This is a genomic window from Streptomyces sp. NPDC029296 (assembly GCF_055569255.1).
Genome location: NZ_JBVHXT010000087.1, coordinates 1 through 13,266, shown reverse-complemented (window position 1 = coordinate 13,266; position 13,266 = coordinate 1). Strand labels below are relative to the sequence as shown.

At 74.2% G+C, this 13,266-nt stretch carries 9 protein-coding genes; 5 read left to right on the top strand and 4 right to left on the bottom strand.

The genetic code is table 11. The features are described 5' to 3' along the window. Positions 1–142 precede the first annotated feature (142 nt). The 4 genes from ACZ4W9_RS39890 to ACZ4W9_RS39875 all read right to left on the bottom strand — a co-directional run bounded on the left by ACZ4W9_RS39890 (position 143) and on the right by ACZ4W9_RS39875 (position 6,237). Complete coding sequence (locus ACZ4W9_RS39890; protein ID WP_467944145.1) at positions 143–1,792, bottom strand: M4 family metallopeptidase; 1,650 nt, start codon at positions 1,790–1,792, stop codon at positions 143–145. A 182-nt stretch (positions 1,793–1,974) separates the two neighbouring features. Beyond that, entirely contained in the window at positions 1,975–2,808 is an 834-nt protein-coding gene (locus ACZ4W9_RS39885; RefSeq protein WP_467944144.1) for an arylamine N-acetyltransferase family protein, read from the bottom strand. Positions 2,809–2,878: 70 nt separating this feature from the next. Further along, positions 2,879–5,395, bottom strand: coding sequence for a molybdopterin oxidoreductase family protein (locus ACZ4W9_RS39880; protein WP_467944143.1), 2,517 nt, complete (start codon positions 5,393–5,395; stop codon positions 2,879–2,881). A 164-nt stretch (positions 5,396–5,559) separates the two neighbouring features. Then, positions 5,560–6,237, bottom strand: a complete 678-nt coding sequence (locus ACZ4W9_RS39875) for a SanA/YdcF family protein (RefSeq protein WP_467944142.1) — start codon at positions 6,235–6,237, stop codon at positions 5,560–5,562. Positions 6,238–6,390: 153 nt separating this feature from the next. Between ACZ4W9_RS39875 and ACZ4W9_RS39870 the strand changes: the two genes are divergently transcribed. The 5 genes from ACZ4W9_RS39870 (at position 6,391) to ACZ4W9_RS39850 (ending at position 13,123) form a co-directional block, all read left to right on the top strand. Next, positions 6,391–7,173 (top strand): sirohydrochlorin chelatase, encoded by a 783-nt coding sequence (locus ACZ4W9_RS39870; protein WP_467944141.1) that lies wholly within the window; start codon positions 6,391–6,393, stop codon positions 7,171–7,173. 58 nt (positions 7,174–7,231) lie between these two features. Continuing rightward, complete coding sequence (locus tag ACZ4W9_RS39865; protein WP_467944140.1) at positions 7,232–8,506, top strand: deoxyguanosinetriphosphate triphosphohydrolase; 1,275 nt, start codon at positions 7,232–7,234, stop codon at positions 8,504–8,506. Between the two features lie 104 nt (positions 8,507–8,610). Next, positions 8,611–9,876, top strand: a complete 1,266-nt coding sequence (locus tag ACZ4W9_RS39860) for an NAD(P)/FAD-dependent oxidoreductase (RefSeq protein ID WP_467944139.1) — start codon at positions 8,611–8,613, stop codon at positions 9,874–9,876. 47 nt (positions 9,877–9,923) lie between these two features. Beyond that, positions 9,924–11,825 carry a DNA primase gene (gene dnaG, locus ACZ4W9_RS39855; RefSeq protein WP_467944138.1) on the top strand — a complete coding sequence of 634 codons (1,902 nt, stop codon included), beginning with the start codon at positions 9,924–9,926 and terminating at the stop codon, positions 11,823–11,825. Positions 11,826–11,983: 158 nt separating this feature from the next. Continuing rightward, on the top strand, positions 11,984–13,123 hold the full coding sequence (locus ACZ4W9_RS39850; RefSeq protein WP_467944137.1) for an RNA polymerase sigma factor: 1,140 nt from the start codon (positions 11,984–11,986) through the stop codon (positions 13,121–13,123). The last annotated feature ends 143 nt before the right edge of the window (positions 13,124–13,266 follow it).

The window sequence follows — 13,266 nt, the reverse complement described above, 5'->3', positions numbered from 1 at the left end:
GGGGAGGGGGAGGGAAGGAAAGAGGGGAGGGGGGGGGGGGGGAAGCGGGAGAAAGCCACCCCCGCCCCCCCCTCCCCCCCCCCCCCCCCCCCCCCCCCCCCGGTGCCCGGCCGGGCACCGGCCCCGGGGCGTTTGGCGGGGGTCAGCCGACGTTGACCGCGCTCCAGGCCGCCGCCACGGCGTTGTACTCCGCGCCGCCGGCGCCGTAGAGGTCCTTCGCCGCGTTGAGGGTCGCCGTGCGGGCGCCCTTGTAGTTCGTCGAGGACGTCATGTAGACCGTCAGCGCCCGGTACCAGATCCTGCCGGCCTTGTCCCGGCCGATGCCGGTGACGGTGGAGCCGTTGGAGGTCGGCGAGTCGTAGCTGACGCCGTTGAGGACCTTCGCGCCGCTGCCCTCGGCGAGCAGGTAGGCGAAGTGGTTGGCGACGCCGGAGGAGTAGTGGACGTCGAGGTTGCCGACCGACGAGCTCCAGTAGTCCGCCGAACTGCCGTCCCGGGAGGGCCTGTCCATGAAGCGCAGGGCCGCCTTGCCGAAGCCGGGCTTCACGATCTTCTCGCCGATGAGGTAGTCACCGGCGTCGGAGGGGTTGTCCGCGTACCACTCCACCATCGTGCCGAGGATGTCGGAGGTGGCCTCGTTCAGCCCGCCGGACTCGCCCGAGTAGGTCAGCGCGGCCGTCTTCGAGGTCACGCCGTGGGACATCTCGTGCCCGGCCACGTCGAGGGCGACCAGCGGCCCGAAGGTGGTGCCGTCACCGTCGCCGTACGTCATGCAGAAGCAACTGTCGTCCCAGAAGGCGTTGTTGTAGTTGCTGCCGTAGTGGACGCGGTTGTACGAGCCCTTGCCGTCCCCGGCGATGCCGTTGCGGCCGTGGACGTTCTTGTAGTAGTCCCAGGTCTCGTCGGTGCCGTACTGGGCGTCGACGGCGGCCGAGGCGCGGTCCGGCGTGGCGCCCGTGCCCCAGTGGTTGTCCGCGTCCGAGAACAGGGTGGCGGGCGCCCGGCTGAGGCAGATGCCGAAGATGCACAGGTCGGTCTTGTTCTCCGCGTCCCCGGTGTAGGTGTTGCCCCGGGTCGGGTCCTTGAGCTGGTACGACGACCCGGACGGGGTGGTCTCCAGCGGCACGGTCCCGCTGTAGAGGGAGGCGCCGTCGCCGGTCGCGGTCTCCAGGCTGTCCCAGGCGTCGATCCGCGCGCCGCTGCGGGCGTCGGTCAGCACGGTCCGGGCGGCGGGGTTGCCGAGCGGGTCCAGGCCGACGGCGGTGGTGCGCCAGGCCAGTCTGGGGGCGCCGTGCAGGGCGTCGACCACCAGCTCCGGCCTGGCCTTGGCCTGCTTCAGCGGCGTGCCGGGGCGGGCCGCGCGCAGGGCGTCCACCGCGCGTCCGGCGGCCTCGGGGCCGGGGACCGCCGGCGTGACGGTGGGCACGGACACGGTCCGCCGGGTGGCGCGGTCGGCGCCCCGGTAGGTGCCGTCCGGGGCCAGGTGGACGACGAAGTCGCCGCCGAGGACCGGGAGACGGCGGTAGGTGCGGTCGTAGCGGACGTGCTGGGTGCCGTCCCGGTCCACGATCACGTCCCGGACGCTGGTGTCCTGGGGCGCCGCGAGGCCCAGGGCGGAGGCGTGCGCCAGGAGCGCGGAGGCCGCGTTCTCGATCGCGGTGGCCCGGGTCGGTCCGCCGCCGGCGTGGGCGGCGGGGGAGAGGCCGACGGCCAGCAGGGTGGCGGTGGCGGCGGCGACACCGGCGGTGAGCGTGCGGCGGGTTCCTCGGACGTGCTGCCGTGTCCGGCTCATCTGTCTCCTCGGGAAGGCGCCCGTCAGGCGTGGGGGTGGCGCTGATGTCCCAGGATTTAAGTGGGCATGACATGTCATGTCCATAGAGCTGCCGAGGAGTCTTGTGGATCTTCGATGAGCGGTGTGGCGGGCCGAGGGGGGTACGGAGCCGTTTCCGTGGGGCCGAAGTGCCCGCCACCGGCTCAGCCGAGCAGGGCGGTCCCCTTGGGCACGTCGATGCCGAACTCCTCCACCGCCACCCGTCGCGCCTCGGTCTCCCCGGTCAGCGTGCGCTCGGTGACCGTGCCGTCGGCGAGGGTCTCGGTGAACAGGGCGCCGTCCAGGGAGAGGTGGCGGCCGTCGGGCAGGGCCCGCTGGAGGTAGGGGCGGTGGGTGAACGGGGAGCGCGGGTGGGTGCCGACGAACCAGTTGAACACCTCCAGGTCCGGCGCGGTGAACGGCTCCTGGGTGAACGCGTACTGGCCGGCCCACTGCCCGGTCCGCCGGTCCCGCGCCTGCAACTCCCACAGTTCCAGCGGCCCTTCGTGCGGCTGCGGGACCAGCCGGTGCCGGCGTCCGGCGCCCTCGTACTCGGTGCCGGCCACCAGCGGCACCGGCAGCAGCAGCGCGCCGACCGCGCCGAAGCCGACGTCCGCCAGATACGGCCACGGCTCGCCCGCCACCTCCACCCGGAGCATCGCGTGCGTACGCGGCCGGCTCTCCGGGTTCCGCGCGCCCACCGTCACCCGGCCGGCCAGCGGGGTCACCCGGAACCCGAGCGCCTCCAGCGCCAGCCGGAGCAGGGTGTTGTGCTCGTAGCAGTAGCCGCCGCGCCGGCCGCGCACCATCTTGGCCATCAGGGCGGCGGGGTCCAGGGAGGGGGCCGAGCCCCGCACCGGGTCCAGGTTCTCGAAGGGCAGCGCCAGCGAATGCGCCAGGTGTACGCCCCGTAGGGTGGCCGGATCGGCCCTCCGCTCGCCCTTGAAGCCGATGCGGTCCAGATAGGCGTCGAGGTCGTACTGTTCTATGTCGGACATACCCCGAACCTACGCGAGCCCGCCCGCATCCGCCGCGTCCCCGGGACCGGACCGCGCTCCGACCACGGCCCTACGACCGCCCTACGACCTCCACCCGCACCGCGCACGACTTGAACTCCGGCATCCGGGACGTGGGGTCCAGGGCCGGGTTGGTGAGGGTGTTGGCGCGGCCCTCGCCCGGCCAGTGGAACGGCATGAAGACGGTGTCCGGGCGGATCGTGTCGGTGATCCGGGCCGGCGCCACGGCCCGGCCGCGCCGCGAGACCACGGCCAGCGGGTCGCCGTCGGCCGCGCCCAGCCGGGCCGCGAGCCGGGGGTGCAGCTCCACGAACGGCCCCGGGGCCGCCGCGTTCAGCTCCGCCACGCGCCGGGTCTGCGCCCCCGACTGGTACTGGGACACCACCCGGCCGGTGGTCAGCAGCAGCGGGTACTCGGCGTCCGGTTCCTCGGCGGTCGCCCGGTGCGCCACGGCCACGAACCGGGCCCGGCCGTCCGGGGTGGCGAACCGGTCGAGGAAGAGGCGGGGGGTACCGGGGTGCTGCCCGGCGCGACGAGGGTGCCGCACCCCGCCACCGGGACGGCCCTCCGCCACCGGACCGTCGACCAGGACGCCCGATGCCGAGCCACCGGGCAGGACCTCCGCCGCCGGGTCGTGGGGCGGGGTGTTCGCCGCCGGGGTGCCGGGCATGTCGTCCGGTGTCGGGTCGTTGGACAGGGCGTCCGGTGCCGGGTCGTGGGGCAGGGTGTTCGAGGCCTGGTCGTGGGGCGGGGTGTTCGCCGCCGGGGTGCCGGGCATGTCGTCCGGTGTCGGGTCGTTGGGCAGGGTGTTCGGTGCCGGGTCGCGGGGCAGGGTCTTTGCCGCCGGGGTGCCGGGCTGGGGGGCCGGGGACGTGTCCGTACCGGCGGGCCGGGCCGCGTCCGGCTCGTCGGAAAGGGCCGCCGGGGCCGTGTCCCCGCCCCCGGCCCGCGTGCCCTCGCCCGGTTCCTCCGGGCAGGGCCAGAAGACGCCGTTCTCCTCGGCCAGGCGGCGGTAGGTGATGCCCGAGTAGTCCGCCGGGCCGCCCGCGCTGGCGCGGCGCAGTTCGCCGAAGACCTCCTCCGGGTCGGTCGGGAAGCCCTTCTCCACGCCGAGCCGGCCGGCCAGCTCGTGCAGGACGTACAGGTCGCTGTGGACGCCCGGCGGCGGCGCGACCGCCCGGCGGCGCAGCAGCACCCGCCCCTCCAGGCTGGTCGTCGTGCCCGTCTCCTCCGCCCACTGGGTCACCGGCAGCACCACGTCCGCCAGCTCCGCCGTCTCCGACAGCACCACGTCGGCCACGGCCAGGAAGTCCAGCGAGCGCAGCCGCTCCTCGACGTGTGCCGCGCGCGGGGCCGACACCACCGGGTTGGAGCCCATCAGCAGCAGCGCCCGTACGTCCGTGCCGAGCGCGTCCAGCAGCTCGTACGCGCTGCGCCCGGGGCCCGGCAGGCTGTCCGGGTCCACGCCCCACACCCCGGCCACGTGCCGCCGCGCCGCCGGGTCGTCGAGCTTGCGGTAGCCGGGCAACTGGTCGGCCTTCTGGCCGTGTTCGCGCCCGCCCTGCCCGTTGCCCTGCCCGGTCAGACAGCCGTACCCGGACAGCGGGCGCCCCGCCCGGCCGGTCGCCAGGCACAGGTTGATCCACGCGCCCACCGTGTCCGTGCCCTTGGACTGCTGCTCCGGCCCGCGCGCGGTGAGCACCATCGCCGCCTCGGGCTCGCAGAACATCCGCACCGCCTCCCGCAGCCGGGGCACCGGCACCCCGGTGATCCGCTCCACGTTCTCGGGCCAGTGCGCCATCGCCGCGGCCCGGGCCTCCTCCCACCCCGTGGTCCGTTCCCGGATGTACTGCTCGTCCGTCCGCCCCTCGGCCACCACCAGGTGCAGCAGGCCGAGCGCCAGCGCGAGATCGGTGCCGGGCCGGGGCGCCAGGTGCAGGTCGGCCTGTTCGGCGGTCTTCGTCCGGCGCGGGTCCACGACGATCAGGGTGCCGCCGTTCTCCCGCAGTTCGGAGAAGAACCGCAGCGACGGCGGCATCGTCTCGGCCAGGTTGGAGCCGACGAGGATCACGCACCCCGTGCGCGGGATGTCCTCCAGCGGGAACGGCAGCCCCCGGTCCAGACCGAATGCCTTCGTGCCCGCCGCCGCGGCCGACGACATGCAGAACCGGCCGTTGTAGTCGATCTGCGAGGTGCCGAGCACCACCCGCGCGAACTTGCCCAGCGCGTACGCCTTCTCGTTGGTCAGCCCGCCCCCGCCGAACACGCCGACCGCGTCCGCGCCGTGCCGCTCCCGGGTCGCCGCGAGCCGCCCGGCGATCCGGTCCAGCGCCTCGGGCCAGTCCGCCGCCACCAGTCGGCCGCCCTCCCGCACCAGCGGGGTGGTCAGCCGTACCGCCGGGGACAGCACCTCGGCCGCCGTACGGCCCTTGCCGCACAGCGCGCCCCGGTTGACCGGGAAGTCCGGGCGTTCGGTGACCTCGACGCCCCCCCGGGGCAGGGGCGTGATGTTCATCCCGCACTGCAAGGCGCAGTACGGGCAGTGGGTGGGCGTCGAGGTGTTCTCCATGCCGCCCAGCGTGCGACCGGCGTGTTACGCCCCCGGGTCGCCTCCGGTTACACCCCCGGCACGGTGACCTCCCCGCGCCGCCCGGCCCGCCGTGAGGGAGGACGCCACCGCCCGGCCCGCCGTGGGGGAGGACGCCACCGCCCGGCCCGCCGTGGGGGAAGGCGTCACCGCCCGGTGGCCAGCGCCCGCGCCACCCCCGGCTCCCGGGGACCGAGGAACCGCGGATCCGGCCGGAACACCGCGTCCAGCGCCGCCTTGCCCGCCGCGAACAGCTCCCGCGTCCCGCCGTAGTACCAGGTCGCGTCGTGCGCGGCGGGCACCCCGACGCCGTACGAGTCCACCCCCGCCGCCTCGCACAGCGCCACCGCGCGCCGGATGTGGAAGTCCTGGCTGATCAGCACCGCCCGGTCCACCCCGAAGATCCGCCTGGCCCGGACGCAGGAGTCCCAGGTGTCGAACCCGGCGTAGTCGCTGACGATCCGCCGGTCCGGCACCCCGTGCCGGGTGAGATAGGCGCGCATGGCGTCGGGCTCGTCGTAGTCCTCGCGGCCGTTGTCCCCGGTGACCAGGACGACCTCGACGCGCCCCGCCCGGTACAGCGCCGCCGCCGCGTCCAGCCGGTGCGCGAGATACGGCGACGGCCCGCCCTGCCACAGCCCCGCCCCGAACACCACCGCGACCTCGGCGCGCGGCACGTCCGCCGTGCCGCGCAGCCGGTCCGCCGTGGACAGGCGCAGCCAGGTCGCCGGCAGCAGCACCAGCACACACCCGGCCATCACGGCCCACAGCAGCCGCCGCTGCCCGGCCCGGGTACGCGGCCATCGCGGCCTGCTGATCCTCATACGGCGCCCCCCTGATCGTCCCCGACCATGGAAGACGCCGCCGGCACCGGTCCGGTTCGCCTCACACCCCGCCGCCGGCCGTGGTGATGGTACGGAAAATGCCCGTGACGGCCCGGCAACGGGGGCGCAATCTCCGGGGGCCAGGATCCTGCCATGACGGCGACGATCCCACCCCGCACCCGGCCGGTCACCCCGCTCGGCCGCCGCCGCCCGGCACCGCCCGCCCTGGTCCTGGTCGCCCACGGCAGCCGCGACCCGCGGGCGCTCACCACCGTGCGGTCCCTCATGGCACGGGTCCGCGCGCTGCGCCCCGGCCTGCCGGTCCACCTGGGCCACATCGAGCTGAACGAGCCCCTGCTGCCCGGCACCCTCGCGGCCCTCGGCGACACCCGCGCCGTCCTCGTCCCGCTGCTCCTGAGCCGCGGCTACCACGTCAAGCAGGACATCCCGGAGCTGGCCGCGGCGGCCTGCGGCGACATCCGCACGGCCCCGCCGCTCGGCCCGCACCCGCTGCTCGCCGAGGCCCTGCACGCCCGGCTGACCGAGGCCGGCTGGCCGGCCGCCCCGGACGGCACCGCCCGCCGCACGAGCGCGGTCGTCCTCGCGGCCGCGGGCTCGCGCGACCCGGACTCGGCCACGGACACCCGCCGCACGGCCCGCCTCCTGGCCGCCCGCCTCGGCGTCCCGGTGATCCCCGCGTACGCCTCGGCGGCGAGCCCGACGGTCCCGGCGGCGCTGCGCGCCCTGGCGGCCCGCGGCCGGCACCGGGTGGCGGTCGCCTCCTGCTTCACGGCCCCGGGCCGCTTCGCGACCCAGTGCGCCGCCCAGGCCCCGTGGATCGCCTCGGCCCCCCTGGGCGCGCACGAGGCGATGGCCCGCCTGGTCCTGCACCGCTATGAACAGAGCGTTGCCCTACCGTGGACGTCGGCCGCCTGAGGGCCCGGCGGCCCCCCGGGACGAGAACCCGGCGGGCGATCAGGCTTACTGTCGACCCATGGAAGGCACCGCACTCCTCACCGCGTACGACCCCTCGTCAGCCGAACGCTGGGTCCCCGAACCCGACAAGCGCCCGGGCCGTACCGCCTTCCAGCGCGACCGCGCCCGCATCCTGCACTCGGCCGCCCTGCGCCGCCTGGCCGGCAAGACGCAGGTGGTGACCCCGGGCACCAGGAACCAGATGTGGGACGCCAGCCCGCGCACCCGCCTCACCCACTCCCTCGAATGCGCCCAGGTGGGCCGGGAACTGGGCGCGGCCCTCGGCTGCGACCCGGACCTGGTGGAGGCGGCCTGTCTCGCCCACGACCTCGGTCATCCGCCCTTCGGCCACAACGGCGAGACCGCCCTGAACGAGTTCGCCGACGACTGCGGCGGTTTCGAGGGCAACGCGCAGTCCCTCAGGCTCCTCACCCGCATCGAGCCGAAACGGTTCACCGAGGACCGTTCCGTCGGGCTCAACCTCACCCGCGCCACCCTGGACGCGGCCACCAAGTACCCCTGGCCGCGCGGCGGGCACCCCACCGCGCCCGGCTCGCCCAAGTTCGGCGTGTACGACGACGACCGCGCGGTGTTCGACTGGGTCCGGGCGCACGCCCCCGGCACCCACACCTGCTTCGAGGCGCAGGTCATGGACTGGTCGGACGACGTGGCCTACTCGGTGCACGACGTCGAGGACGGACTGCACGCCGGTCACATCGACCCCAACTGCCTGCAGGCGGAGCCGGAACGGCAGGCGGTGTTCGAGGTGGCCGTCGGCCGCTACGTCCCCGCCGGCACCGACCCGGCCGAACTCTCCGCCGCGCTGGACCGCCTCCAGGACGAGGAGTGGTGGCCGCACGGCTACGACGGCACGGCCACCGCCCAGGCCCGGCTGAAGGACGCCACCAGCCAGCTCATCGGCCGGTTCTGCCTGGCCGCCGAGACCGCCACGCGCGCCGCCCACGGCAGGGGCCCGCTCACCCGGTACGCCGCCCGGCTCGTCGTACCCCGCGCGACCCGGATGGAGTGCGCGGTGCTCAAGGCGGTCGCGGACCGGTACGTGATGCAGCGCGCCGAGCAGGAGCGGCTGCGCGCCGACCAGCGGGTGATCGTCGCCGAGCTGGCCGGGGCGCTGACCGCCCGCGCGCCCGACGGACTGGACCCCCAGTTCCGCGCGCTGTTCGACGCGGCGGACGACGACCGGGCGCGCAAGCGGGTGATCGTCGACCAGATCGCCTCCCTCACCGACGGCGCCGCGCTGTCGCTGCACGCGAGACTGACGGGACGCGGGTGACGGGAACGTGACCCTCCGTGGCCTGATCGGGTCACACCCTCTTCCCGCATCACGCTCCGTGCGGGAGGCTCCCCTGTGGCGGCACCCTCAAGAGGAGGCAACAAGTGGTCGACGCGGATCAGACATTCGTCATCGTCGGAGGCGGTCTCGCCGGTGCGAAGGCGGCCGAGACGCTCCGGGCGGAGGGTTTCAGCGGACGGGTGATACTGATCTGCGACGAACGCGACCACCCGTACGAGCGTCCGCCGCTGTCCAAGGGCCTCCTGCTCGGCAAGGAGGAGCGCGACAGCGTCTTCGTGCACGAGCCCGCCTGGTACGCGCGGCACGACGTCGAGCTGCACCTCGGCCAGACCGTGGACCGCGTCGACCGCACGGCGAAGACGGTCCGCTTCGGTGACGACGGCACCCTCGTCCGCTACGACAAGCTGCTGCTGGTCACCGGCGCCGAACCCCGCCGCCTGGACGTCCCCGGCACCGACCTGGCGGGCGTCCACCACCTGCGCCGCCTCGCGCACGCCGAACGGCTCAAGGGGGTGCTCCAGCACCTCGGCCGGAACAACGGGCACCTGGTGATCGCGGGCGCCGGCTGGATCGGGCTGGAGGCCGCGGCGGCGGCCCGGGAGTACGGCGCCGAGGTGACGGTGATCGAACCGGAGCCGACCCCGCTGCACGGCGTCCTCGGACCGGAGCTGGGCAACGTCTTCGCCGAGCTGCACCGCGAGCACGGCGTCCGCTTCCACTTCGGGGCCCGGCTCACCGAGATCGTCGGCCAGGACGGCGTGGTCCTCGCGGCCCGCACCGACGACGGCGAGGAGCACCCGGCGCACGACGTCCTCGCGGCGATCGGCGCGGCACCCCGGGTGGCGCTCGCCGAGGCGGCCGGACTGGAGATCGCCGACCGGGCGCACGGCGGCGGCATCGTGGTGGACGAGCGGCTGCGCACCTCCGACCCCGACATCTACGCGGCCGGCGACGTGGCGTCCTTCCCGCTCGGGCTGTTCGGTACCCGGCTGCGGGTGGAGCACTGGGCGAACGCCCTGAACGGCGGCCCGGCCGCGGCACGGGCGATGCTCGGCCAGGACGTCGCCTACGACCGCGTGCCGTACTTCTTCACCGACCAGTACGACCTGGGGATGGAGTACAGCGGATGGGCGCCGCCCGGGTCGTACGACGAGGTGGTGATCCGCGGCGACGCGGGCAAGCGGGAGTTCATCGCGTTCTGGGTGCGCGAAGGACGCGTGCTGGCCGGGATGAACGTCAACGTGTGGGATGTCACAGAGCCGATCCAGAACCTGATCCGTTCCCGGGCCCAGGTGAACAGCGAGGCCCTGTCGGACCCGCACGTGCCGCTCGCCGGGCTGCTCCCCTGACCCGCCGGCGCACCGGGAACCCCGTCGCGCCCCCGTAGAATTCACCCGTGGCAGGACGGATCAACGACGAGGACGTGAAGGCGGTACGGGACGCGGTCCCGATCGACGCCGTGGTCTCCGAGTACCTCCAGCTGCGGAACGCGGGCGGCGGCAACCTCAAGGGCCTGTGCCCGTTCCACGACGAGAAGTCGCCGTCCTTCCAGGTCAGCCCCAGCAAGGGACTCTTCCACTGCTTCGGCTGCCAGGAGGGCGGCGACACCATCACCTTCGTGATGAAGGTGGACCACCTCTCCTTCTCGGAGGCGGTCGAGCGGCTGGCCGCGCAGGCCGGCATCACGCTGCGGTACGAGGAGGGCGGGTACAACCCGGCCCACCAGCGTGGCGAGCGCATCCGCCTGGTCGAGGCGCACAAGATCGCCGCGCAGTGGTACGCGGAGCAGCTCGCCACCGGCGCCGAGGCCGAGGCCGGCCGGGTCTTCCTCGCCGAGCGCGGTTTCGACCAGGCCGCCGCCGTGCACTTCGGGGTCGGCTACAGCCCGCAGGGCTGGGACCACCTCACCCGCTATCTGCGCGGCAAGGGCTTCACCGACAAGGAACTGATCCTCTCCGGACTGGCCCAGGAGGGCCGCCGGGGGCCCATCGACCGCTTCCGGGGCCGCCTCATGTGGCCGATCCGGGACATCGGCGGCGAGGTCGTCGGCTTCGGCGCCCGCAAGCTGTACGAGGCGGACAACGGACCGAAGTACCTGAACACGCCCGAGACGCCGCTCTACAAGAAGAGCCAGGTGCTGTACGGCATCGACCTGGCGAAGAAGGACATCGCCAAGACCAGCCGCGCGGTGGTGGTCGAGGGCTACACCGACGTCATGGCCTGCCACCTCGCCGGGGTGACGACGGCCATCGCCACCTGCGGCACGGCCTTCGGCGGGGAGCACATCAAGATCCTGCGGCGGCTGCTGATGGACAACGGCAGCGCGCGGGTCATCTTCACCTTCGACGGCGACGCGGCCGGGCAGAAGGCGGCGCTGCGGGCCTTCGAGGACGACCAGAAGTTCGCCGCCGAGACGTACATCGCGATCGCGCCCGACGGCATGGACCCCTGCGACCTGCGCCTCGCCAAGGGCGACGAGGCGGTGGCCGACCTGGCCGAACCGCGCACCCCGCTCTTCGAGTTCGCGCTCCGGCAGATCGTGGGCCGGTACGACCTGGACACCCCGGCCGGCCGGGCCGCCGCGCTGGACGAGGCCGCGCCGATCGTCGCGAAGATCAAGAACAGCGGGGCGCAGCACGAGGTCGCCGTGGAGCTGGCGGGCATGCTGGGCATCCTCGACACCCAGTTCGTGGTCCGCCGGGTCGCCCAGCTCGCCCGCTGGGCCCGCGAGGGCGGCAAGGGACCGCAGCGGCCCCGGCAGCCGCAGGCGCAGGCGCAGTGGGAGTCCACCCCCCGTCCCGCCTACAGCGGCCCGTCCCTCACCCTGCGCAACCCGGTGTACGCCACCGAACGCGAACTGCTCAAACTCGCCCTGCAACGCCCGGAGCTGGTGTCGCCCGCGTTCGACGCGTACGGCGTCGACGAGTTCACCGCCGCCCCCTACGCGGCGGTGCGCCAGGCCATCGCGGAGGCGGGAGGCGCCGAGTACGGCGTCCAGGACCCGCAGGAGTACCTGGTCCGCGTCCGGGAGGCCGCCCCCGACGACACGGTCCGGGCGATGGTGACCGAGCTGGCGGTGGAGGCGATCATGCGCCGCACGGTCGACGAGACCTACGCGGGCGAACAGCTGGTCACCGTCCGGCGCCGCGCCGTGGCCCGCCGGCTCACCGACCTCCAGAGCACCCTGACCCGGCTCGGCCACGCGGACCCCGCCCAGTCGGCCGCCGTCCAGAACGAGATGATGATCCTCACCCGGTACGACCGGGCGCTGCAGGACGAGGGCCCGTCGGCCCTCTAGCCACCCGGATCACCACCCCGTCACCGGCCGGATGCAAAAAGTCACCGCACGCCCCTCGTGGCGGTGTTGTGTCGTACCCCACACTGGGGGCGGTGCCCGAGCCTCGGAGCGCACGCTGCCGCTCGGCTTCGCAGCGATCATCCTGGAGGTCGCCCCCCGTGCAGACCCGGACCCTCGCCCAGACCGACAGCAGTACCCGCGCCACCCGCACCGACGCGGACGATCCGGACGCGGAGGCCGGCGTCCTCGTGGCCGTGCCCCCGCAGGGCCGGGCCGGCCTGGACCCGGAACCGGCCGCCGGGGAGGCGGAGGGGCCCGAGGAGCCGGACGAGTCGGCCGGGCCCGGGGAGGCCGAGGTCCCGGTCGTCGCGCGGGCGGAGTCCGGCGGGCCCTCGGCCGACCTGTTCCGGCAGTACCTGCGCGAGATCGGCCGTATCCCGCTGCTCACCGCCGCCGAGGAGGTGGAACTCGCCCGCCGGGTCGAGGCCGGCCTCTTCGCGGAGGAGAAGCTGGGCAGCACCCCCGACCTGGACAGCGAGCTGGCGCTCGACCTGGACCGGCTCGTCGTCCTGGGCCGGATGGCCAAGCGGCGGCTCATCGAGGCCAACCTGCGGCTGGTCGTCTCCGTCGCCAAGCGGTACGTCGGCCGGGGGCTGACCATGCTGGACCTCGTCCAGGAGGGCAACCTCGGGCTCATCCGGGCCGTGGAGAAGTTCGACTACGCCCGCGGCTACAAGTTCTCCACCTACGCCACCTGGTGGATCCGCCAGGCCATGTCCCGGGCACTGGCCGACCAGGCCCGCACCATACGCGTCCCCGTGCACGTCGTGGAGCTGATCAACCGGGTCGTCCGGGTGCAGCGGCGGATGCTCCAGGAACGCGGCCAGGAGCCCACCGCCGAAGAAGTCGGCGCCCATCTCGACCTGTCGCCCGAGCGGGTCCGCGAGGTGCTGCGCCTCGCCCAGGAACCGGTGTCGCTGCACGCCCCGGTCGGCGAGGAGGACGACGTCGCCCTCGGCGACCTCATCGAGGACGGCGACGCGGCCAGCCCGGTGGAGTCGGCGGCCTTCCTGCTGCTGCGCGAGCACCTGGACGCGGTGCTGTCCACGCTGGGCGAGCGCGAGCGGAAGGTCGTACAGCTGCGCTACGGCCTGGTCGACGGGCGCCCGCGCACGCTGGAGGAGATCGGCCGGCTGTTCGGCGTGACCCGGGAGCGGATCCGGCAGATCGAGTCCAAGACCCTGAGCAAGCTCCGCGACCACGCCTTCGCCGACCAGCTCAGGGGCTATCTGGACTGAGGGGCCGCCGCACCGCGGCGGCCCCCCTTCCGGCCGGCCTCGGCTAGTTGTTCTGTCCGGGGAGGTTGTGGACAGGTGAGCCAGGTCTCGGCTGAGAGGTCTTGAACGGGTGAGGGCCTTCCGGGTTCGGTGTGGATTGCGAC